We start from the raw sequence: 21,789 nt of genomic DNA, 5'->3' as shown, positions 1-21,789 counted from the left end.
GCCTTCAATTCTAAGCTAAAGGTTAATAACTAGAACTTCAGGGGCTTAGTCAGGGAAGCCGCGACCATTGAAGAAAAAACTGTCGCGAAAATAGTCATCAGCGCAATCAGCGCAATCACAGCGGCGCAGGTTTGTACGTCTGCAAGAAGCTTCACTTCAAAGGCTTCTTCCAAAAGGGGGATACTGCCCCAGAGCGACAGGGCCAAAAGCATCGAGCCAAATAAACACGAAAGCAGCGAAGCCCAGAAGGCAACCAGCATCTGAGGCGCACAAATCGAAAACCGCGAAGCGCCAAGCATGCCGAAAAGCCGTTGTTCATCGCTCATAAAGCTCCGCAGTCTCAGGCTGCTCTGAACGATCAGCATGGCCACTAAAAGCACAGTCGGAACCGCAAGCGCAATAATACCCAGCGCAATCGCCTCTCTGAGCGTATGACGCTTCTCGATCCACTCAAAATTCGCCGTAACTGCCTCTACACCCTTCATCTTCTTAATATCGGCGGCGTGCTCGCGCATCTCTGAAACTGAAACATCAGCCGGAAACTGAAGCGCAAGGATCAGCGGCACTTTCTTGCGAGCCTCAACCAGTTTCAAAATATCTTTTTCCAACACGTCAGCCGGCTGAATCTCTCTCATCGAAGAGGCCGGGGTGAGACTCTGAATCTTCTGTACAAGTTTTTCCGTCTCCTTATCATTCAGGGTAGGATCGATGAAAATCGTTGCCTCATCACCCATCACTCCGCGGTGCGCCTGATAAAAAGAATAAAAACTCAGTACCATCTGACCGAGAAGACAGAACGCCAAAGAAAGAATCGCGACAACTAAGAAGAAGGTTCTTTTCCCGGTTTTTAAAGAGCGCTTGGCCCTTTCCGCAGTGGAGATCATTTCTGCACCTCGTTAAGGTTAAACACGCGAAGCGCTCGAATCTCAAATGGAAGAGGATAGCTTGAGGTCATTACGATCGGATAACCGATCTGTGCAAGTTTTGTGCAGATATACAGAAATTCTTCCTGAGCGTCATTGTCAAGCGCTTCCATCGGAGAATCCGCCAGTATGAGTTCCGGCTGATTCACCAGCGAGCGGGCGATAACCAAACGCTTCTTCAAGCCGACTGAAAGCTCTGAGCCTTTTCTTTTAAGCTCCGGCTCTAAACCGCATAAAGCTGCGCACTCCCTCGCGTTGCTCGCAGCCTCCTGAACGCTCTTCCCCAGAAGCAGCGCAGTCAGCTGAAGGTTTTCTTCAATCGTATAGTCTTCGAGTATGACGGGATCGGACGGAATCATGCCGATACGGGAGCGCCACTGCCGAAGCTGATGCTCGCTCATCCTTGATATCGCATTCCCTTTGATAAAAACCTCTCCGGATTCGGGCAGAGAAAGACCTGAAATAAGATTAAGCAGACTGGATTTTCCGGAGCCGTTATTTCCAAGAAGCAGGACAAATTCTCCCTCTCGGACCTCCATGGTCACAAGAGGAGCTCCGTCACGGTTCCATCCCTGAAGCGGAACCTTCACCATTCTGACGAGTGCTTTCATTTCATACTCAGCTTAACCTGATAACCAACCTTTTCCCACGCCAAAGCTTCCTGCTCAATCATGTACTTCGTCAGCGGATGCTCCCTGCACCAATGCTCGGGAAGATGAATTTCAAAAACTTTCCCCGCTTCACTGAGCGACATCTTCGGCAGCGCTATGTCGTGCCGCGCATGCACAAAAATCGCCGCCAAACGAATAACAAAGACCAATTCACGGAAACTTTTTTCTTCGATCTGCGCTTCAACCTTTCTCAGCTGCCCGCGGTGCGAAAGCACCAGAGCGGCAATTCTCTCCTGCTCGGAGCGGGAAAAGCCCGCCAAATCGCTGTTGCGAATAACGTATTCACTGTGCTTATGATAGTCGCTCCTAGAGAGAAAGAGGCCGACTTCATAAAGCCGAGACGCCCATTCCAAGGCTTGTTTTTGTTCCGCCGAAGCATGCGGCTTTAAAAGGCCCAGCAGCTGCAGCGAAAAGGATGCCATGCGCTCGGACTGCTTTTCATCGGAGTGCGTGCGCTTTAAGAGCGCACTGACTGAACCGGTACGCGGATCAGAATTCAGCTGACGGCCGGCAAGGTTATAAAGTAGCCCGTAACGGAGCGCTCCGCCCGAAACCTTCATTTTGTCAATCCGCAGCTTCTTAAACACCGCAAGCAGAACCGCCACGCCGCCCGCCAGTACCTCTCTGCGGTCCTCGCGCAGCCCGTCGAAATGAAGATTATCAATGCGCCCGGAGGAAATAATCTTCTCTTTCAGCACCTCAAGCGCGTCAAGCGTAATCGTGCCGTCCGTCAGGCCGTTCGAGCGCAGAATCGAAGAAACCGCAGAAACCGTCCCTGATGAACCGTAAGCTTCCGACCAATGTCCCTTCGTAAAGGCCGACACATTGCCGTCCAGCACAAATTCCGCCGCCAATATCGCATGCCTAAAACTCTTGGCGCTGATATTGCCGTCCTTAAAGAACGAGACGGAAGTGTTAACGCAGCCGATATGGAACGACTCTCCGTCTAAAACTTCATGGCCGCGTCCAACCACGCACTCAGTTGACGCGCCGCCGATATCAACAATAAGCCTGATCTCGTCCGAAGCCGGCAGCGCAAAGCTGCAGCCCATGTAAACAAGGCGCGCCTCTTCTTTGCCCCTGAGAATTTCAATCTTATAGCCCAGAACTTTCTCGGCCTTCACTAAAAACTCTGCCGAGTTTTCCGCGGCTCGAAGCGTCTGAGTTCCGACTGCTCGTACTTGGGCGGGCGGAAAACCCTGCACTTTCTCGGCAATTCTGGAAAGCGCCGTCAGCGCTCTTTTCTGCGCAGCTTCAGAAAGATACCCGTTCTCATCAAGCCCTGCAGCCAAACGGACCGTCTCTTTCCATCTGCACTCGCTGAAAATATTTCCGTCTTCTACTCGGGCGATCTCCAGCCTGAAGCTGTTGGACCCTAAATCTATCGCGGCTAATCTCATCTTGCGTTACTTGTCCAATCCGACCAAAGCGGCTGCGAATTCATCTGCGTTAAATGTCTGCAGATCATCAATCGTTTCTCCGACGCCAATGTAGTAAATCGGAATCGGATTTTCTCTGGAACAGGCCAGCGCGACCAGCACTCCGCCCTTTGCCGTACCGTCAAGTTTTGTAATGATCAGCCCGGTCAGTTTGGCCGCTTCGTCAAAAGCTTTCACCTGAGCCAGCGCATTCTGTCCGTTTGTTCCGTCCAAAACCAGAATTGAAGCGTGCGGTGCCCCTTCCATCGCTTTGCCCTGAACGCGCTGAATGCGCGAGAGCTCGTTCATCAGGTTGGTCTGAGTAGGAAGACGCCCTGCGGTGTCCACCATCACAATATCCATTCCTTTCTTTTTGCCGCTGACGATCGACTCGTAAGCAACGGATGCCGGATCCCCCTTGTCCTGAGAGATGACTTCAATTTGGTTTCTCTCGCCCCAAACCGCCAGCTGCTCCCGCGCCGCTGCGCGGAAAGTATCCGCCGCCGCCAAAAGCACTCGCTTGTTCATGAGACTGAAATGCTTGGCAAGTTTACCGATCGTGGTTGTCTTGCCGGCGCCGTTAACACCGCACATCATTATCACCAATGGATTGTGCGCGTCAAAATCTAAAGACGCTTCGCAGGGTTTCAAAAGTTCCGCAATGATCTCTTTCAGCGCGACCTTCACTTCGTCCTGTGTTTTAAGACCTTTGAGTTTGATTCTGTCGCGCAGACTATCCAGAATCTTCGCGCTTGCTTCCACCCCGACGTCTGAAGCAATCAGCTGAAACTCCAGCTCTTCAAGAAATGCTTCGTCAACAACGCCGCCGGTAAAGATGCCGACAAGGTTAACTTGAGTTTTTTTAAGACCTTTCTTCAGTCTGGCAAACCAACCCGTTTTTTCTTTCGTGTCACTCATGTTGAGTATTTTTCATTTAAAGTTCAGGTAATCAATTAATCTGAGAGTTTACCAATGCCTGGAAACTGTAGCGGCAAAGTAAGGATCATTGGGGGAAAATGGAAACGAACCCCGTTGCCCGTTTTGGACGCAAAAGGACTAAGGCCCACCGGGGATCGCCAGAGGGAAACACTCTTTAACTGGCTCGGACACCTGTTCGAAACTTTTGAAGAACGGACAAGCCTCGATATGTTTGGCGGAAGCGGCGCCCTTTCCTTCGAATTCCTCAGCCGAGGCGGAAAAAGCGCGGATGTTTATGAAGTCAACCGCTCCGCCTGTGCGCAAATTAAGAAGAACGCTGAAAAACTCGGCGCGCCTTTACACGTGCACTGCGCCGACAGCCTGACGATAAAATCCGCAGGAAAACAATATGACGTGATCTTTATCGATCCGCCCTTTGCTCTAAAACTACAGATGCATGCGCTTAAAACCGCATCCGGGCTTATTAAACCCGACGGGCTGATTTATGTCGAATCGCCCGAAGAAATCTCAGACGCATCTCTTTCAGAAATCGGACTTCAGGCCGTCAGACGACTTAAGTCCGGCGCCAGCTCATTGCTTCTGGCGCGTCAGACGGAGCAGTAAACATGGTTATCGCAACATACCCGGGTACGTTTGATCCGCTTACGCGCGGACATCTCGATTTAATCCGCCGTGCGGCGAAACTCTTCCCTAAACTTATCGTCGCCTGCGCAGAAAGTAAACGCAAACACACGCTTTTTACGCTTGAGGAACGCCTGGAAATGATCCAAAACGCCACCGCAGAGATGTCCAATGTCGAGGTGTACGGTTTTACGGGGCTTTTAGCGACTTTCGTTCGGGAACATCACTCTCAGTGCATCATCCGGGGCGCGCGCGCTGTCAGCGACTTTGAATACGAGTTCCAAATGGCCGGTATGAACCAGATTTTGATGCCGGAAGTGGACACCCTATTTCTGACGCCTGCCGAACAGTACCAGTTCGTCAGCGGCTCATTCGTGCGCGAAATCGCTTCCATGGGCGGCGACGTAAGCGGCTTTGTCACCGATGACGTCGCTTCGCACCTCAGAAACAAGTTCGTCGCATTTAAGCAAAGCAGCGATTAATGCGCTCTGCGCACCGCAGAGTTTTTTCCCGCCGCTCGACGAGCTTTTCTTCGTCCGTACTGCGTACCTTCGGACTCCAGTAGGAGTCCGGGTAGGAGGCGTCGTCACGATAGCGTGCAATCAGATGCCAATGCAGATGCGGCACCATCGTTCCGAACTCGGCCAAGTTAATTTTGTCCGGAGAAAGCTCTTCATTCATGATCCGCTCAATCTCGCAGAGCGCGCGCCAAAGAATCAGACGATCCTCTTCAGACAGATCACTGTTCTCTTTCACGTGCTCGTTCCAAATTAAGCGAAAGTATCCCGGGAAATCCGGGTCATCGACCCGGATCACACGGAATTTATCGGTCCTTACGACCTCAAGCTCGCCCTGAGGGGCGCATAAAGGACAATCTTTGACCATTACAGCAGTACCTTTTCAATCGCTCCGTCACGGAGCTTATTTAACGTTTCATGCAGCCAGCCGTCTCCGTATCTTGAGCGCATCATCTCCACAATCAGAAACTCCGCCTGTGATTTGATCGCGTCCGAATACCGGCTCATGCCCTGCAGACAGCCGGGACATGTCGTCAGAACCTTGGTGGTTCCGCTGAAGTCGCCCGCCTTGAGCTTCGCGGCCGCGCCTCTCAGGCTTTGTTCTTTCGCAAAACGAACCTGACTGGCGATGTCCGGTCGGGCAATCGCAAACGTTCCGCTTTCGCCGCAGCAGCGCTCAGAGAGCACCACCGAAGAGCCGTCCTTGGGATGAATCAGCGCGTTTACCGTCTCAATTGGCACGCCTTCCTTAAGCGGTGTATGACACGGATCGTGGTAGATGTAGCGCGTGTTGTAGGCGCCCTTAACGGACACGCCCTTACTGAGCAGATAGTCATGGATGTCCATGACGCGGCAGCCCGGGAAAATGGACTCAAAGTTGTACTCGCGTAGCTGATGCAGACAGGTTCCGCAGCTGACAAGCACCGTGCTGATCGAGGCATAGTTCATCGTGTTGGCAACACGATGGAAAAGAACCCGATTGCGCGTGATGATTTCATCGCCCTTATCCTTCAGACCGTTCCCTTTCTGCGGATGTCCGCAGCAGCGGTATCCGGGCGGAAGGATAACCTGCACGCCCAGGTCATAGAGCATGCCTAAAACGGCGATAGAAACCTGACTGAAAAGTTTCTCATTGCCGCAGCCCGGGAAGTAGAACACGGACTCTCTCGGCTGATCCGAAGCGGCAAGCTCCTTGTTTTTTATCACCGGAATAAATTTCGCATCCTCAATATCAAGCAGCTTGCGCGCCGTCGTCCCGACATAATCCTTCGGGAGCTTGCGGTTAACGAGATGAATCACCTCTTCCCGAACACTCGGACGCCCCGTGCTGAATCCCGGATGACGCGCACTGCGGGCAGAGGCAATTTTCAGCATGTCCGAAGCCGCCCTTTCTGCCTGGAACCCATATTCAATCAGTCCCTTGCGGGCCGCTCTGACCGCAAGCGGGTTCTCAAGCTCAAGGAATTTAAGTCCGGCAGCCTTGGCCGGATGGAAGCGCTCCTTATGCTTGGCGTGCAGCATATCGCGCATCAGCATAGTGACGCGGCCGAAGTCAATCTTAACCGGACACGGCTTCTGGCATTTCTGACAGATCGTGCAGTGATCTGACACATCCTCAAAGTCGGCGTAGTGCTTAAGAGAAACACCTCGGCGGGTCTGCTCTTCGTAAAGAAACGCCTCCAAAAGCAGCGAGGTCGCAATCACCTTATTTCGAGGAGAGTAGAGCAGATTGGCATTGGGAACATGAGTCGAACAGACCGGTTTGCACTTGCCGCAGCGCAGACAGGTCTTAATCTCCTCGGAAATCAGACGAGCCTCGCTTTTCTGCATAATCAGAGACTCATGTCCGAGCAAATTAAAACTCGGCGTATAGGCAATCGAAAGATTGGCCTGCGGTCTCAGCTTGCCTTTGTTGAACCTTCCGTGCGGATCGGTCTTGTCAAGGTAGTCGTAAAACTCGTCAAATTCTCCTTTGCTCACAAAATCGATCTTTGTCATGCCGATGCCGTGCTCTCCGGAGATCGCTCCGCCAAGCTTCTTTGCGACATCCATGACATACGCGACGCCTTCGTTGGCTTTACGGAGCATTTTCACATTGTCGGAGTTGACCGGAATATTTGTGTGAACATTGCCGTCCCCCGCATGCATATGAAGCGCAATGAATACTCTTTCGCGGAGCACTCTCGCATGAATTCGGAAAATCTCATTTCTGACATTTTCAAAGGAGTCGCCGGCAAAAATGTCATTGAGCTCTTTCAGAACCTCCTGTTTCCACGAGACGCGAATCAAATGATTCTGAACAAGATCGAGAAGCGTCAGGCCGCTAAGATCCTTTGGAAGACGCTCAGAACGCTTTCTGCCAAGCTCTTCCAGCCGCTCAACCGCCTGCTTCGCGTCCTCATCCAGATAATGAAGAATATAAGTCCACTCGGCCTCAACCTTGTCCAAAAGAACAAGTCCGAGCGGAACTTTCTGACTGAGAAGCTCCTTCTCGGTGTAGCCGCCGGAACTCACTGCGAGTTTTCCAAGGCTGAGCGGCCCATCGAGATAGCACTTGGTCTCCCGAATCATATCGAGCTTATTCTCAATCGAGCAGCAAATATTGAAGCGTTCCACCGCGTTTGTATAGTCGCCGATCTTATCCAGAGGAATCACAACGTCCTCGTTCAGCTTAAAGGCGTTGGTATGCTTTGAAATAGCGGAGGTCTTTGAGCGTTCAGCCCAGAACTGATGGCGTGCTTCCGGGGTCTTCGCCACGTACGTGTCACCGTTTCCGGACAGCGCTATCTTGCGGACTTCCTCCACATACTTGGAGATGCTCTCCTCGCTGCTGCCGATAATGTCTCCGACGATGACCATCTTAGGGTAGATCCCTCTTCCGCTCTTTGGCGCATAGTTAATCGCATGAAGATAACGATCATCGAGATGCTCAAGACCGGCAAGCATCACGCCCTCGGGCTGGGACTCAAAGAGCTGAGAAATCTGATAAATAGCCGGACCCGCGTTGCTTGCCGCTCCGTAGAACTCCAAGCATACGGTCTGAGTGAACGCGGGCATCTTGTGCACGATAAATCGGGCGGATGTGATAATGCCGTCGCAGCCTTCTTTCTGCAGTCCGGGAACTCCGCCAAAGAATTTATTCGTCACGTCCTTGCCCAAGCCCGGCTTACGGATTGTGCTGCCTTTGATCCGATAAGTCCTGCGGCGAATCTCGGCGGCTTTCTCCGGCGCGCTTCCGCCTTTTTTCCAAACAGCCTCGAAAACCACATCTTCCTGTAAGTGGATTTTGCCGAGATTGTGGTTGACGCGCGTCACCTCAATCCAGTCACCGTTGGGATCAACCATTCGGTACCAATACACGTTGTCGGCGGTTGTTCCCCACAGAACCGCCTTCTTGCCGCCGGCGTTTTCGGCGATATTGCCTCCGATCGTGCAGGCGTAGTTGGAGTTGGGATCAACAGAAAACACCCAGCCCTCGGAGGCTGCTTTTTCGGCAACCTGTTTATTGACGGCGCCTGCTCCGGCAAAAATCGTCGCATGCTTTCCTTCAAGGCCGTCGAGCGCACGGAATTCAACATCGGAAATGCGGTTTAGCTTCTCCGTATTGATGATGATTGTGCGCGGATGGAGCGGGACAGCCCCGCCGGTATATCCGGTGCCGCCGCCTCGCGCGATGATGGTGAAGTTCATCTCGATACAGGCCTGCACAATACCTGAGACCTCTTCCTCTCGGTCGGGATAAACAACGGCGAACGGATACTCCACGCGCCAGTCGGTCGCATCCGTCACATGGCTCGCTCTGGAAAAACTGTCAAAGCGAATATTCTGACTCTTCGTGTACTTCTTCAGGCGCTTCAGCACAAGCCTTCTTAAGTCCCAGGACCGCTCAAAAGAACTCTTGAATTTCTCTATAACAATCAGCGCCTTCTGAACCAAAAACTCAACCTTCTCGGCTGACTGCGGATCAAGTTTAGTGATCTGCTGCTGCATCGAACGGATGCGATGATAAAGCGCGCCCACCAAAAGTCCTCTGCGCTTCTGGTTAAAGAGCATATCCTCCTGAAGATAGGGGTTGCGCTGAATAACCCATATGTCGCCCAGCACTTCGTAAAGCATCCGGGCAGACCTTCCGGGACGGCCGTCTCCGCGAAGCTCTTCCAAAACATTCCATGCATCTTCTCCGAGCAGTCTCACAACAATGTCCCGGTCCGAAAAAGACGTGTAGTTATATGGAATTTCACGCAGTCTAAGGTTGTTCAATTTTTCTTTCGACATCTCTTTAATCATCTGGAAATTCTCTGTTCATGCCATCATTGTGCAATATTCTCGAGTAAGAGTCAGAAACTAAAACGCTCTTTTTTATTTTTTGGCCGCCTTAGTGCTATTTTTTAACTTTACCAATCACAAATCACAAAAAATGCTTGAACAAGAATATCTGCGTCGCATCCTCAAGGCTCATGTCTATGACGTTGCAAAAGAAACTCCGCTCCAAAAAGCCAAACTGCTTTCCGAGCGAATTGGAAACAACGTCATGCTCAAACGAGAAGATTTACAGAGCGTGTTCAGCTTCAAGCTGAGAGGCGCCTACAACAAAATGGCCAACCTGACGCCGGAAGAACGCGCTAAAGGCGTAATCGCCGCAAGCGCAGGCAACCACGCCCAGGGCGTTGCACTCGCCGCAAGCAAACTCAAGTGCCGCGCGGTCATTGTGATGCCGATTACCGCACCGGCGCTGAAAATCAACACGGTTCGCCGACTCGGCGGTGAAGTCGTTCTTTACGGCGACTCTTTTTCCGACGCCGCTGCCTATGCGGCTGAACTTCAGGCCAAAGAAGGCCTGACTCCGGTTCCGCCGTTCGATGATCCGGACATCATCGCCGGTCAGGGTACCGTCGCCATGGAGATCATTCGTCAGGCCCAGAACGCAAACGGCGCCATCGACGCGGTCTTTGTACCCGTCGGAGGCGGCGGCCTTCTCGCCGGCGTTGCCGTCTACGTCAAAGCGCTGTACCCGGAAATCAAAGTGTTCGGCGTGCAGACGGTTGACTCCGATTCTATGAATCAGTCCCTCAAAAACGGCAAACCGACCTTCCTTGCCGATGTCGGACTTTTCTCCGACGGTACCGCCGTTAAACTTGTCGGTGAAGAAACCTATCGTCTGTGCGCAAACTTTGTTGACGGCATCATTCTCGTTGACACGGACGAAGTTTGCGCGGCAATCAAGGATGTGTTCCAAGACACACGCAGCATTCTCGAACCGGCAGGCGCTCTGTCCGTCGCGGGCATCAAGAAATACGTCAAACTGAACGACATCAAAAACCAGAACTTTGTGGGCGTTCTTTCCGGCGCCAACATGAACTTCGACCGTCTTCGCTTCGTCGCTGAACGCGCCGAACTCGGCGAACATCGTGAGGTGCTTTTCTCCGTGACAATTCCCGAACGCCGAGGCGCGTTCAAGCAGCTGATCTCGCTGCTTGGCAGCCGCAGCGTTACGGAATTCAATTACCGTATCTCGGATGCGGACAAGGCTCAGATTTATGTCGGCCTGCAGACAGAACACCGCAGCGAAGCTCAAGGCATTAAAAAGCTCTTAGAAGAAAACGGCTTCCCGGCAGTTGACCTGACCGACAACGAACTGGCAAAAACACACCTCCGTTATATGGTCGGCGGCCACTCCAAACTGGCAGTCAACGAACGAGTCTTCCGCTTTGAATTCCCTGAAAGACCCGGCGCCCTCTTCAAATTCCTCTCCTCGAGCGCGCCCGACTGGAACATCTCCCTGTTCCATTATCGGAACCAAGGCGCCGATTACGGCCGTATTCTGGTCGGTCTTCAGGTCCCTCAGGAAGACAGCGAAAAATTCGGCGCATTCCTGCAGAATCTCGGCTACGCCTACGTAGAGGAAACCGATAATCCTGCTTATCAGCAGTTCCTGGGATAATATCGGCACGGCGGTCCGATCGCGGCCGCCCTCCTTGAGGAAAATCCAATGAGTCTGACCAGCAAAGAATCGGTTGACAAAGTCATGCAGGGTCTGCCGCCTCAGGCGCGTACCGCCCTTAATGTCATGGCCGAAATGCAGAAGCGGCCGCCCGAAGACGTGCTGCGTGACGAAATTCGCAATTACATCGCGGGACGTCTGCCCGCTATCGATTTAGAGGGTGCGGTCAAAGCTATTCAGGAGCGCTCATATCAAGCCGGATACCTCGTCGGATCACTGCGAAAGTTTGTCAGCAATTGGAACCGGGAGGATTAATTGAAAAAAGCCCGACGCCGGGCTTTTCTCAACTTCCGACTTAGTCGGCGATGCGAATCTCTCCGTTTTCTTCAATCAGCTGAAGATCGTATTTCTTTTTGCCGTTGATCTCTTCAACCCAAGCCGCTGTCGGCACCTCTTCTTCGAGATTGGCGTTGATATATCTCTCGGCTTCCATCTTCGTTGCAAAATTTTCGCATCCGTTCGGATACTGAACGATCACTTCAACCACTACATCCCGTCTCAAAACGTCACTCCTTATAGTTGGCTACGATCCAAACGATCGAAGCTATTAACTTCAGAGCATACTCAATGTGCAGCGACTCGTTCGGACCGTGCGCGTTCGAATTGGGACCTAAGCCGCCGGCCACCATAAACTGCGCCTTAGGCCACGTCTTCGAAAACACATTCAGCAGCGGGATAGAGGCGCCCATTCCAAAGTAACAGGGCGCATTGCCCCAAAAGGCCTGAGAACTCTCCTCGAATGCCTTCTGAAGCCACGGCGCGGTTTGAGGCGCTGCCCAGCCGTTGCTCTCTACCGTGGAGCTGTAGCTGACCTTTGCCTGAAAAGGCGGATTCTCCGTCACAATTTGAGAAAGTGCGCGGGACGCTTTAACCGCATCTACGCCCGGCGGAAGGCGAATGCCGATCTTTGCGGCGGTAAAGACACGCATAACATTGCCTGCGTTTTCGACCTTCGGCACACCGTCAATGCCCGTCACTGTCATTTCCGGACGCCAGCCTCTGTTAAGCAGACAGGTCAGAGCATCCCTGCTCAAAGGCTGAGTGGCCCCCGCAAATGGGAAATGGGACCAGACTTCGTCACCTAAAAGCGCCGCGACCTGCCGGTTTTCTTCCACCGTTTCGTCGGAAATTTCTGTTTTAAAGGCTTGCGGAAGCATCTCTCCGGTAGCAGAATTCTCCAGTCGGTCCAGAAGATTGCGCAGAACCATAAAGGAGCTCGGCGCAATTCCGCTTGCTTCCCCGGAATGCACGCCTTCCGTCAGTGTCTGAACCTTCAGAACTCCGCCGAGCATTCCGCGCAAAGAGCGAACGATCCAAAGTCGATCGTAGTCACCGCAAGTGCTGTCAAGCGCAATGACCAGCCCGATGTCGCCAAGGCGCTGTCTGCATTTGTCCAGATACGCTTCATAGTGACGCGAGCTCGACTCTTCACAGGTTTCAAAAAGCCCGACGCATCTCGGATGCGCAAAACCGAGCTCCTGCATCACTTTAACCGCGCCAAGCAGTGAGTAGAAGGCGTAGCCGTCATCAACAGAACCGCGGCCGTAAAGACGGCCGTTCTGCAGCACCGGAACCCACGGAGATTTGTCGGCGTCCCAGCCCTCGTTTTCCGGCTGTTTGTCCAAATGCCCGTAAAAGAATACCGAACGCTCAAATTTATCAGCAGAACTCGGCTCTATCTCAACAAGAAGACACGGCGTGCAGCCCTCGTCTTTCACGATTTCGCACTTGAGCCCTCGAATCCCCTGTTTCTGCGCCCAAGCCTTCGCCTGCTCTACCGCGAATGCCAAATGACCGGTCTTTTCCCAGCTGTTGTCAAAGTCCGGTGAAAGAGCAGGAATACGAATGAAATCCTCCAGCGCGGCAAGCATCGATGTTTGCCAAAAACGTTCTACGCTTTCATAAATCTTCTGATGCACCTTTTACTCCTTTAAAACGAAAGCCTTGATATTCAGCGCATCTCGAACAATGGCTGTCGCGGCTTTCGCCTGCGCCTCCGTCATGCCGCTGCCGACCACCACTTTATGAAGCCCGTTAACGAGCTCAATGCGCACCTGCGCACCCATTTTATCCCCAAGAACTTCCGTGAACTGCTGCTTGAGTTTTAAGGCGTTCTGCTCGGAACGGAACACGCCGAGCTGCACGGCGTATTGCTTAACCGCAGAAGCCGCGTTTACTGCTTGGCCCAGCTGAGATTCAGACGCGTGTTTTTTCAGTGCGCTGATGACTTCGGCTTTTGCCTCTGTCTCAAACGTGTTCAAGGTGGTTTGATCAGCATTTCCGGCTTTTTCCAAAGCGATCTGCGCCCCGGCTTCCAGTACACGCTCAACCGGATTCTGATTCAGCGGCGGCTGATCCTTTTCTATGATGACGCGATCGGCGGTAATACTCGGTGAACTCGAAGAGGCAAGGGACTCCCCTTCGGCAGCTAAAGTAGCGACCTGAGCAATAAAATCCGACTCTTTGGTTGAGCCGCTCTCGCTTGAAGACAATACTTTCTTCGCCACGGGCGCGGCAATCGAAGCAAGAACACTGCCGTTTGTGGTCGAAGGAATATTCCCTGCCGCGATCTGCGCTCGTGTAATGCGTTCGACCTTCACTTTGGCCGTTCCTTTATTGACATAGCCGAGACGCGAGGCGGCCGCATAAGAGAGATCAATCACACGACTGTGCAGAAACGGTCCGCGGTCATTGACACGAACAATAATGCTTCTGCCGTTTTCCAGATTCGTCACTTTGGCATAGCTCGGAAGCTCCATCGTGGTATGCGCCGCTGTCATCGCGTACATATCGTAAATTTCACCGGTGGAGGTTTTCTTCCCGTGGAACTGTTTGCCGTACCAGGAGCCGTAACCGGTCTGTACCAGAGGCTTGTCTCCTGTCATCGGAACATATGTTTTGCCCATGACCTTGTAAGGACGGTTCGTCGCGGCAATCGGCTTCTCTACCTTCGGCACCGCATTCTTCGTTTCCATACCGATCGTACCTAAGGCAGAAGGCGGTCCGTCGTTATCGTAGTACTTGCCGTCTTTTTGTGAGGTTCCGCAGCCGGCGAGAATCGAGGCCGCGGCCGAAAAAATCAGTATCTGCCAATAACGTCGTTTCATGTTTTTTCTTATTCAGCTAACTTCGGTAAGAATCTCCGTACAAAGATTCTTTTATGCGGCGTCCGGCGGAAATTTTCATCAGCAGTCCGCAGCAGATGCCTAAAATCAGAAGCGCAGTACCGCCGTAACTCATAAAGGGAAGGGGCACGCCGACAACGGGCAGGATCCCGCTGACCATTCCCATATTAACAAAGGAATACATCAAAAAGATCGCTGCAATGGCTCCGGCTGTCAGACGCTCAAACATGGTTGAAGCGACCGAGGCGATATAAAGCGTACGCATAATCAGCAGCGTGTAAAGGAGCAGCAGTCCGACATCTCCGAAAAAACCGAACTCCTCGGAAAATACCGCAAAAAGAAAGTCACTGGTTCGCTCAGGAATAAAATCCAAATGCGCCTGGGTTCCGTTCATCCAGCCCTTTCCGGTCATTCCGCCCGAACCGATCGCAATAATTGACTGCAGCGTATGAAAACCCGCACCCAAAGGATCCGAACTCGGATCCAGCAGAGTCAAAACCCGCTGTCGCTGATAGTCATACATCATGCTCCAGACAACGGGAAGCGCAGCCGCCGCACACGAAATCATCAACAGTAAAAATTTCCAGCTGAGTCCGGCAAAGAAGATCACGGCAAAGCCGGAGGCGCAGACCAAGAGAGATGTGCCAAGGTCAGGCTGCTTCAAAATCAGCGCAACCGGCAGAGCAAGCAGAACAAACGCAACCGCATAGTCCCACCAGCGCAGAACGCCTTCCTGAGCGGTATAGCGAATCTGGAAATACCAGGCGATCAAAAGCGGCGTCGCCAGCTTCATGATCTCCGAGGGCTGAATGCGGACTACGCCAATGTCGAGCCAGCGCGTCGCGCCCTTGGTATTCACGCCGAAAAGCAGCGTTGCGACCAACAGAAGAAGACCGACCGCGTAAAGAGGAATCGCGAGTCCCTTCATCCATTTCATGGGAATATTGGCGAAAACCAGCATCGCCGCTCCGGCGGCCGCTAAATTTCGAATCTGTCCGTCAATACGCCAGGGGAAACTGTAGCCTGCAGAATAAAGCGTCACAAAACCCCAGGCGCTCAGCAGCGTCACAATCGCCAGCAGTGTCCAGTCAATCGAAAAAAACACACTGAGAAACGTTTTCAGCACCTTCACATAGAAGGGTTCTTTGTGCACAGTAATCAACGAGTTCAACGTTTATCTCCCTTCTGTCCGTTTTTCCCGTCCGTCCTCGCCGCGGGCTTCTTCACAGCAGTTTTTGCGGGCGCTTTCCCTGAAGCTGGCTTTGCGCCAGCCTCTTTAGATGAGGCCCCTTCCCGCTTATCTTCGGGAATACGGCTCTGCACCAAGTAATAATCCAAAATTTTCCGAGCAAGCGGCGCTGCCGCGGCAGCGCCGAAGCCGCCGTTTTCCACCATAATGGCAAGCGCAATCTGCGGCTTGTCCACAGGAGCAAACGCTATAAACAGGGAGTGGTCGCGATGACGCTCCTTAATCTTGTTCTTGTCATACGTCGCGCCCTGCTTGATGCCTAAAACCTGAGCGGTTCCGGTTTTTCCGCCGACGGTGTAGGGCGCGTTGGCAAACAGCGCGCGCCCGGTTCCTTTGAGCGTCACATCGTGCATCGCGTTCTTAATAAAATCCACATTCTCTTTTTTGAGCGGAATCACATCCACCGGATCCTTGGCAATAACCTCTTCTTCCCCGGTCTCCGCGTTGATAATCTTCTTCACCAGGTGCGGCTTCATCACAATGCCGTCATTGGCAAGGGTTGCCACCGCGTGCGCCAGCTGCAACATCGTAAAAGAGTTGTAGCCCTGACCGATACCGATGGAAATCGTATCGCCAACCGCCCAGCGCTGTTTAAAGCGCTTCTGCTTCCATTCCTTCGAAGGAAGAATACCGCGTGCTTCGCCGACAAGATCGATCCCGGTAATCTGCCCAAAACCAAAGGGTTTCATGAAATCATGAATTCGATCAATACCCATGTCCTGAGCAAGCGAGTAGTAATACACATCTGAAGAAACAACAATCGAACGATGCATATCTACGGGTCCGTATCCGCGCCCTTTGGTGGAATCGCGAAACACATGATTGCCAAGCTGAAAATGGCCGTTGTCCTGAATGACACGCTTCGGATCGCGAACTTTCATCTCCAGCGCGCCAAGCGCCATAAAGGGCTTAAACGTGGACCCGATAGGATAAGTTCCTCTCAAAGCTCGATTCATGAGCGGCTTGTCTTCGTCCTGGTTCAGCTTGTCCCAGGTCTCCTGATCAATACCGTCAACAAATAGGTTCGGATCAAAACTGGGATTGGAAACAAAGGCGAGCACATCTCCGGTCTTCGGCTCAATGGCAATGACCGTGCCTCTTCTGTCTCCTAGCTCTTTCATGATCATGCGCTGCAGGCCCATATCAAGCGTCAGAACCAAATGATTCCCGGTCTTGGGCTGAGTCATTGACAGCGAACGAATGGGACGGCCTGAGGCGCGGACCTCAATTTCTTCAAAACCGGGTTTGCCGTGAAGTTCGTCCTCGTAAGAGAGTTCAATGCCGGTCTTGCCAATATTGAGCGTACCGGAGTAATCACGACCGCGTCCGCTTTCTTCAAGGCGCGTCTGATCTTTCTGTGAAATTCTTCCGATATAGCCGACGACATGCGCCGCGGCTTCCGCCTGCGGATACCTGCGATGCATGCGGGAACGAACTTCAACGCCGGGGAATCGCCAGGACTGAGCGGTAAACCGAGCAACTTCTTCGTCTGTCAGACCACTCTTAATCGGCACCGGGCTCAAACGAGGAAGCTCATCCTTCAGACGATTAAAACGACGTAGATCGCCTTTGGAAATACTGATGATTTTTCCGAGTTCATCTATGGTTTTTCTAAAATTCGGCGTCTCTGCCGGCGTAATTTCGAGTGTGTAGATCGGATCATTCGTCGCGAGAATTTCGCCGTTTTTATCAACAATAGTCCCGCGCCTCGGAGGATGCGCGGTTTCTGTTTTCCGGTTGGCTTCCGCCTTAACGACAAGTTCGTCGTACTGAATAATCTGCAGCCACACAAAACGAAGCGTCAGTATTCCAAAACACAGAAGCGTAACAAACAGAAAGAACCAGCAGCGATTAATGAACTGCTGCCGGTGTTTGGATTCGAGCTCCTGGACCCTTCGTTTCATAATGCGTCAGGCGGCCTCAGCCGAGATAAAAACGTCTGGATAAAAACCAAACCCACAGCGGCCAGAAGACAATAAACAGCAAAACCTGGAGGAACCATGCCGCATCAAAGCTTTGCTGAGACAAAAGAAAGCTTTCCACGGTTTTCAAAACCGCGGGAAGAAGAAAAACCGGCAGCAGAGATATTGCCTGACTGATCGGAGAGAGCCAAAGCAGCCGAACACTCATCAGTTCAGCACAAAATACCACGACGCAGTAAGTCAGCGCGTGCTGACCGAAAACGGCCCCGGTATCAGCATCCGTGAGAAGACCTAAGCAGAATGCGAGCCAGTAGAAAATTCTGTTGGGCTGATGAATCGCCCAGAAAATCAGCGTCATCACGAGAAAACTCGGAAAAAACGGCCAGTGCGAACTTGGCAGCAGATCAAGTAGCCAGGACAACAGAAGCGAACCGTAGATCCAAAGCGGTCCGGCCAAAGTCGGATCATGAATTGACTTATCCGGACGCTGATAGTTAAAGCCTTTGGAAAAATTACTCATCGCTTGGCCTTTCTTCTCTGCTGCGGATCCGCCGGCTCCTCCTCTTCAACCTGAGGAAGCTTGGATTCGGTATCAACAAACATCACCAGTACGTATTCACTCGTACCGATGGACTTTGGTGCGGCAATGCTCACGTCAACATAAGAACCGGCCTCGCCGGGGCGAACGGAAGTCACGGTCCCTACTGGAATCCCTTTGGGATAAATACCGTCAAGACCGGAAGTCACAACCTTTTCACCAACCCTGATTTTGTCGCTGAACGGTAAATCGCGGCTCTGCAGCGTATCACCGTCTCCGGTACCGCGGACAATGCCTCGAACATGCGATTCTGTAAACAAAACGGGAACTTCCTGATTCTTATCCTGAATCAGCTGCACCTGACTTGAACGCTTGGAAACATGAATGATCTGACCGGCGAGCCCGGTTTCCGTGACAACCGGCATCCCGACCTCAACTCCGTCGTCGCTTCCGCCGTTGATCTGATAACGCTGAGTGAAGCCGTCGGAGAGAGCCCGACGAACTTCAAACATCACTGAATGCACCGGGTAAAGTGCCTTTTGCTGAAGCATCTCCTTCAGAACGCGATTTTCATCGCTCAGAGTCCCGAGGCGAAACCTTTCCATTTCGCTCTCGGCCAGACGCTTCTTCAGCACCTCATTTTCATTAACCAGCTTAGATTTCGACTGAAAATACTCCGCCGCTTCTTCAATACCGCGGGACGGAGCGGTAACACCCGTATGCAGGGCATCCGCAACCCACGCAAAACCGCTTCGGACAGGCTCCATCACCTGCATTTGATGATCAACAACCATCATCAGAATGGCAGCAAACGCGAAGAAACCAAAGCTTGTAAAGGAAGAAGCTCTGGGAGCATTAAACTTCAGGTGCTTTGAAGGCCCGAGCATCTTGTCCTATTTCTAGCCGAAACAGAAGATTGAATCTTCGATCTTACCGATACCTTCGAGCGCAACACCGCAGCCGCGGACAACGCAGGTCAGAGGATCATCAGCGACAACGACAGGAAGACCGGTTTCTTCCATCAGAAGACGATCCAGGTCCTTCAGCAGAGCTCCGCCGCCGGTCAGCATCAGACCGCGTACGGCAATGTCCGCGCCAAGCTCTGGAGGCGTCTGCTCAAGCGCCTTTTTGACCGCTCCGACAACCTGATTCAGCGGTTCGGTAAGCGCTTCAAGCACTTCGTTGCTGGAAATCGTAAATGAACGAGGCACACCTTCCGCAAGATTGCGGCCTTTGACCTCAAACTCGCGCACTTCACTGGAAACGAATGCCGAACCGATTTCTTTTTTGATTCGTTCAGCCGTCGGCTCGCCAATCTGCATGCCGTAGTTGCGGCGGATGTAATCAATGATCGCCTGATCAAACTTATCGCCGCCCACGCGTACGCTGCAGGCGTAAACAATGCCGCCCAGAGAAATCACTCCGACCTCAGTTGTGCCGCCGCCGATATCAATCACCATGGAACCGGCCGCTTCACTAACCGGAAGACCTGCGCCGAGCGCGGCCGCCATCGGTTCTTCAATCAGAAAAACCTGCTTGGCACCGGCTGCTTCAGCACTCTCTTTGATCGCGCGGCGCTCAACCTGGGTAGATCCGTAGGGGACGCAAATGACAATTCTGGGACGAGGCGTGAAAATGCTGGGGGTATGCACTTTCTTGATAAAACTCTTGAGCATCTGCTCAGTAACCGTGAAATTCGCGATAACGCCGTCCTTCATCGGACGAATTGCGTCAATGTTGCCCGGAACGCGGCCAAGCATGTTCTTTGCTTCTTTACCAACCGCTCTGACGTCGAGCTTTCCTGAATTTCCTTTGTCTGTTCGCACGGCCACAACACTCGGTTCATCAAGAACCATTCCTTTGCCGCGACAATAAATAAGCGTATTGGCTGTTCCTAAGTCAATCGCTAAATCATTAGAAAAAAAGTTCCTTAAACCACCGAACATGTAGTCCCCCTGCCACTCCACCTTGGCACATATTTAGTAACCGCCCAATTCGAACGAAGGGCAAACGTAAATGATAGACTAAAAAAGGTATTTTAGGCCCCTGACGGAGGCCGGCTGTTACTTGCAGAAACAACAGTTATTGCAAAAACTCATTCATTTTTTAGGAAGTTCATGTCTTTAACCATCAATGACGTGCGCAGAATTTCTGATCTGGCGCGCATCGACCTTTCGGACGCAAACGCCGAAAAACTTATGGTCGAGCTTAATGACATTCTGTCCATGGTCGAACAGATTCAGTCCATCGACACCACAGGCGTAGAGCCCATGCCGCACCCGTTCGGGGGCGCTCAGAGACTTCGTGAAGACGAAGTCACGGAACATAACCGCAGAGAAGAAAATATGCAGAATGCTCCGGACGTCATGGACGGCTTATTCCTGGTTCCAAAGGTGATTGAATAAAATGACTGATCTCACACATTCCACTGTCGCCGAGCTGAAAAAGCTCCTGACTGCAAAAGAAGTCTCTGCTAAGGAAGTCGCTCAGGCGTACCTCGATAAAATCGAAAAAACAAGCTCTCTCAACGCGTTTCTTGACGTGCGCCCTGAGGTCACACTGAAGGAAGCCGAAGAAGCAGACAAGAAAATCCGCTCAGGCGAGGCATCCCCGCTCACCGGCATCCCGATTGCGCACAAGGATATTTTTGTGACGCTCAAGTGGGCGAGCACCGCTGCCAGCAAAATGCTGGAAAACTACATGAGCCCGTTTGACGCGACCGTCGTCGAACGACTTCAGAACGCCGGCTTTGTCTGTCTGGGCAAAACCAACTGCGATGAATTCGCTATGGGTTCAACAACCGCCAACAGCGCTTACGGCAAAACCTACAATCCCTGGGACGCCAACGCGGTCCCCGGCGGCTCATCAGGCGGTTCTGCCTCCTGCGTCGCCGCGCGCATCGCGCCTGCTGCAACAGCCACCGACACGGGCGGTTCAATCCGTCAGCCCGCGGCTTTCTGCGGCGTCACCGGTATTAAACCGACTTACGGCAGACCGAGCCGCTGGGGCATGATCGCATTTGCCTCCAGTCTGGATACCGCCGGCATCATCGCTCAAAGCGCTGAAGACTGCGCTATTGTTCTTTCTGAAATGATCGGTTTTGACAAGCGCGACTCTACCAGCATTGAACTGCCGCCCGAAGACCTGACAGTCGGTCTGAATGCCAGCGTCAAGGGTCTGCGCATCGGCGTTCCCCGCGCCTGGATCGATAAGGCCGAACCGGGCCTGCGCGACGCCATTTACAAGGCACTTTCCGTTTACGAAAGTCTCGGCGCTGTTCTCGTCGATATCAAACTCGACAAAGCCAACCTCGGCGTTCCTGTCTACTACATCATCGCGCCCGCGGAAGCAAGCTCCAACCTCGGCCGCTTTGACGGCGTCCGCTACGGACATCGTGCGAAAGACTATAACGATCTTCTCGACATGATCAAAAAGAGCCGTGATGAAGGCTTCGGCCCTGAACCGAAACGCCGTATTCTGATCGGCACTTACGTCCTTTCGCACGGCTATTACGACGCCTACTACATCAAGGCTCAGCAGGTACGCCGCCTGATCGCTCAAGAGTTTGATGCGATCTTTAAGAACGAATGCGATGTCATCGCCGCACCGGTCTCCACAGATGCCGCTTTCCGCTTCGATGCTAAAGCCGATCCGCTCTCTTTATACCTGAGCGACTTGTACACCGTCCCGGGATCTCTTGCAGGACTGCCCGGCCTCAGCCTGCCCTGCGGTATGAGCGAAGGCAAACTGCCTTACGGTCTGCAGCTGATCGCGCCCAAGTGCGAAGAAGGCCGCCTGCTCGGTACCGCGCATGCCTATCAGCAGGCGACTGACTGGCATAAACTTGTCCCCGCCGGATACTAG

Annotated in this window: 20 protein-coding genes; 6 read left to right on the top strand and 14 right to left on the bottom strand. The window is 52.6% G+C overall.

Features of this window, described 5'->3' with window-relative positions; all coding sequences use genetic code 11:
* Positions 1-29: 29 nt before the first annotated feature.
* From AC6I1F_RS00400 to ftsY, 4 genes are read right to left on the bottom strand one after another with little or no spacing between them, the layout of a single operon-like run.
* Entirely contained in the window at positions 30-884 is an 855-nt protein-coding gene (locus AC6I1F_RS00400; protein ID WP_160334209.1) for a cell division protein FtsX, read from the bottom strand.
* Positions 881-1,534, bottom strand: coding sequence for an ATP-binding cassette domain-containing protein (locus tag AC6I1F_RS00395; RefSeq protein WP_160334210.1), 654 nt, complete (start codon positions 1,532-1,534; stop codon positions 881-883). Before AC6I1F_RS00395 ends, AC6I1F_RS00400 begins: the two co-directional genes overlap by 4 nt.
* Positions 1,531-2,994 (bottom strand): Ppx/GppA phosphatase family protein, encoded by a 1,464-nt coding sequence (locus AC6I1F_RS00390; protein WP_160334211.1) that lies wholly within the window; start codon positions 2,992-2,994, stop codon positions 1,531-1,533. The genes AC6I1F_RS00395 and AC6I1F_RS00390 overlap by 4 nt, the downstream gene beginning before the upstream one ends.
* Before the next feature lie 6 nt (positions 2,995-3,000).
* Positions 3,001-3,930, bottom strand: coding sequence for a signal recognition particle-docking protein FtsY (gene ftsY, locus AC6I1F_RS00385; RefSeq protein ID WP_160334212.1), 930 nt, complete (start codon positions 3,928-3,930; stop codon positions 3,001-3,003).
* A 54-nt stretch (positions 3,931-3,984) separates the two neighbouring features.
* On the opposite strand from ftsY, the gene rsmD reads away from it, so the two are divergent.
* Together rsmD and coaD are read left to right on the top strand one after the other, a co-directional pair.
* The gene (gene rsmD / locus AC6I1F_RS00380; RefSeq protein ID WP_160334213.1) at positions 3,985-4,554 is read left to right on the top strand and encodes a 16S rRNA (guanine(966)-N(2))-methyltransferase RsmD; all 570 of its coding nucleotides are present in this window, start codon (positions 3,985-3,987) and stop codon (positions 4,552-4,554) included.
* Between the two features lie 2 nt (positions 4,555-4,556).
* Entirely contained in the window at positions 4,557-5,054 is a 498-nt protein-coding gene (gene coaD, locus AC6I1F_RS00375) for a pantetheine-phosphate adenylyltransferase (protein WP_160334214.1), read from the top strand.
* Here coaD and AC6I1F_RS00370 read toward each other — a convergent pair.
* Both AC6I1F_RS00370 and AC6I1F_RS00365 read right to left on the bottom strand, forming a co-directional pair.
* Positions 5,035-5,457 (bottom strand): HIT family protein, encoded by a 423-nt coding sequence (locus AC6I1F_RS00370; protein ID WP_160334215.1) that lies wholly within the window; start codon positions 5,455-5,457, stop codon positions 5,035-5,037. The genes coaD and AC6I1F_RS00370 overlap by 20 nt on opposite strands.
* Positions 5,457-9,377, bottom strand: a complete 3,921-nt coding sequence (locus tag AC6I1F_RS00365; RefSeq protein WP_290432503.1) for a DUF3683 domain-containing protein — start codon at positions 9,375-9,377, stop codon at positions 5,457-5,459. Before AC6I1F_RS00365 ends, AC6I1F_RS00370 begins: the two co-directional genes overlap by 1 nt.
* Positions 9,378-9,468: 91 nt before the next feature.
* On the opposite strand from AC6I1F_RS00365, the gene ilvA reads away from it, so the two are divergent.
* Positions 9,469-11,031: a threonine ammonia-lyase, biosynthetic gene (ilvA, locus tag AC6I1F_RS00360; protein WP_289172320.1), complete on the top strand. Its 1,563-nt coding sequence runs from the start codon at positions 9,469-9,471 to the stop codon at positions 11,029-11,031.
* Between the two features lie 48 nt (positions 11,032-11,079).
* Positions 11,080-11,346 (top strand): hypothetical protein, encoded by a 267-nt coding sequence (locus tag AC6I1F_RS00355; RefSeq protein WP_251449779.1) that lies wholly within the window; start codon positions 11,080-11,082, stop codon positions 11,344-11,346.
* Positions 11,347-11,386: 40 nt separating this feature from the next.
* Here the strand turns inward: AC6I1F_RS00355 and AC6I1F_RS00350 are convergent, their stop codons facing one another.
* From AC6I1F_RS00350 to AC6I1F_RS00315, 8 genes are read right to left on the bottom strand one after another with little or no spacing between them, the layout of a single operon-like run.
* Positions 11,387-11,593: a hypothetical protein gene (locus AC6I1F_RS00350; protein WP_202074507.1), complete on the bottom strand. Its 207-nt coding sequence runs from the start codon at positions 11,591-11,593 to the stop codon at positions 11,387-11,389.
* 4 nt (positions 11,594-11,597) lie between these two features.
* Positions 11,598-13,010: a M20/M25/M40 family metallo-hydrolase gene (locus AC6I1F_RS00345; RefSeq protein ID WP_289163015.1), complete on the bottom strand. Its 1,413-nt coding sequence runs from the start codon at positions 13,008-13,010 to the stop codon at positions 11,598-11,600.
* Positions 13,011-13,013: 3 nt separating this feature from the next.
* A complete protein-coding gene (locus tag AC6I1F_RS00340; RefSeq protein WP_160334219.1) occupies positions 13,014-14,198 on the bottom strand; it encodes a septal ring lytic transglycosylase RlpA family protein in 1,185 nt (394 codons plus the stop codon).
* Between the two features lie 16 nt (positions 14,199-14,214).
* Complete coding sequence (gene rodA / locus AC6I1F_RS00335) at positions 14,215-15,375, bottom strand: rod shape-determining protein RodA (protein ID WP_160334269.1); 1,161 nt, start codon at positions 15,373-15,375, stop codon at positions 14,215-14,217.
* Positions 15,376-15,383: 8 nt separating this feature from the next.
* Positions 15,384-17,369 (bottom strand): penicillin-binding protein 2, encoded by a 1,986-nt coding sequence (mrdA, locus tag AC6I1F_RS00330; protein ID WP_160334220.1) that lies wholly within the window; start codon positions 17,367-17,369, stop codon positions 15,384-15,386.
* A gap of 16 nt (positions 17,370-17,385) precedes the next feature.
* A complete protein-coding gene (gene mreD, locus AC6I1F_RS00325) occupies positions 17,386-17,907 on the bottom strand; it encodes a rod shape-determining protein MreD (protein ID WP_497801574.1) in 522 nt (173 codons plus the stop codon).
* Complete coding sequence (gene mreC, locus AC6I1F_RS00320) at positions 17,904-18,812, bottom strand: rod shape-determining protein MreC (protein WP_160334222.1); 909 nt, start codon at positions 18,810-18,812, stop codon at positions 17,904-17,906. Before mreC ends, mreD begins: the two co-directional genes overlap by 4 nt.
* Before the next feature lie 12 nt (positions 18,813-18,824).
* Positions 18,825-19,871: a rod shape-determining protein gene (locus tag AC6I1F_RS00315; protein ID WP_160334223.1), complete on the bottom strand. Its 1,047-nt coding sequence runs from the start codon at positions 19,869-19,871 to the stop codon at positions 18,825-18,827.
* A 171-nt stretch (positions 19,872-20,042) separates the two neighbouring features.
* Between AC6I1F_RS00315 and gatC the strand changes: the two genes are divergently transcribed.
* Entirely contained in the window at positions 20,043-20,330 is a 288-nt protein-coding gene (gene gatC / locus AC6I1F_RS00310; RefSeq protein ID WP_160334224.1) for an Asp-tRNA(Asn)/Glu-tRNA(Gln) amidotransferase subunit GatC, read from the top strand.
* A gap of 1 nt (position 20,331) precedes the next feature.
* Positions 20,332-21,789: an Asp-tRNA(Asn)/Glu-tRNA(Gln) amidotransferase subunit GatA gene (gene gatA / locus AC6I1F_RS00305; protein WP_289163019.1), complete on the top strand. Its 1,458-nt coding sequence runs from the start codon at positions 20,332-20,334 to the stop codon at positions 21,787-21,789.

It is taken from the genome of Parasutterella sp. St.1A3 (genome assembly GCF_059728705.1).
This window is presented reverse-complemented; position numbering and strand designations above follow the sequence as displayed.

What these genes read in the sequence shown, in the direction of transcription:
- AC6I1F_RS00365 (WP_290432503.1), bottom strand. Translation starts at nt 9,377, where the DNA reads ATGATTAAAGAGATGTCGAAAGAAAAATTGAACAACCTTAGACTGCGT.
- AC6I1F_RS00355 (WP_251449779.1), top strand. Translation starts at nt 11,080, where the DNA reads ATGAGTCTGACCAGCAAAGAATCGGTTGACAAAGTCATGCAGGGTCTG.
- ftsY (WP_160334212.1), bottom strand. Translation starts at nt 3,930, where the DNA reads ATGAGTGACACGAAAGAAAAAACGGGTTGGTTTGCCAGACTGAAGAAA.
- mrdA (WP_160334220.1), bottom strand. Translation starts at nt 17,369, where the DNA reads ATGAAACGAAGGGTCCAGGAGCTCGAATCCAAACACCGGCAGCAGTTC.
- AC6I1F_RS00370 (WP_160334215.1), bottom strand. Translation starts at nt 5,457, where the DNA reads ATGGTCAAAGATTGTCCTTTATGCGCCCCTCAGGGCGAGCTTGAGGTC.
- gatC (WP_160334224.1), top strand. Translation starts at nt 20,043, where the DNA reads ATGTCTTTAACCATCAATGACGTGCGCAGAATTTCTGATCTGGCGCGC.
- gatA (WP_289163019.1), top strand. Translation starts at nt 20,332, where the DNA reads ATGACTGATCTCACACATTCCACTGTCGCCGAGCTGAAAAAGCTCCTG.
- AC6I1F_RS00315 (WP_160334223.1), bottom strand. Translation starts at nt 19,871, where the DNA reads ATGTTCGGTGGTTTAAGGAACTTTTTTTCTAATGATTTAGCGATTGAC.
- coaD (WP_160334214.1), top strand. Translation starts at nt 4,557, where the DNA reads ATGGTTATCGCAACATACCCGGGTACGTTTGATCCGCTTACGCGCGGA.
- AC6I1F_RS00395 (WP_160334210.1), bottom strand. Translation starts at nt 1,534, where the DNA reads ATGAAAGCACTCGTCAGAATGGTGAAGGTTCCGCTTCAGGGATGGAAC.
- mreD (WP_497801574.1), bottom strand. Translation starts at nt 17,907, where the DNA reads ATGAGTAATTTTTCCAAAGGCTTTAACTATCAGCGTCCGGATAAGTCA.
- AC6I1F_RS00390 (WP_160334211.1), bottom strand. Translation starts at nt 2,994, where the DNA reads ATGAGATTAGCCGCGATAGATTTAGGGTCCAACAGCTTCAGGCTGGAG.
- AC6I1F_RS00340 (WP_160334219.1), bottom strand. Translation starts at nt 14,198, where the DNA reads ATGAAACGACGTTATTGGCAGATACTGATTTTTTCGGCCGCGGCCTCG.
- rsmD (WP_160334213.1), top strand. Translation starts at nt 3,985, where the DNA reads ATGCCTGGAAACTGTAGCGGCAAAGTAAGGATCATTGGGGGAAAATGG.
- mreC (WP_160334222.1), bottom strand. Translation starts at nt 18,812, where the DNA reads ATGCTCGGGCCTTCAAAGCACCTGAAGTTTAATGCTCCCAGAGCTTCT.
- AC6I1F_RS00400 (WP_160334209.1), bottom strand. Translation starts at nt 884, where the DNA reads ATGATCTCCACTGCGGAAAGGGCCAAGCGCTCTTTAAAAACCGGGAAA.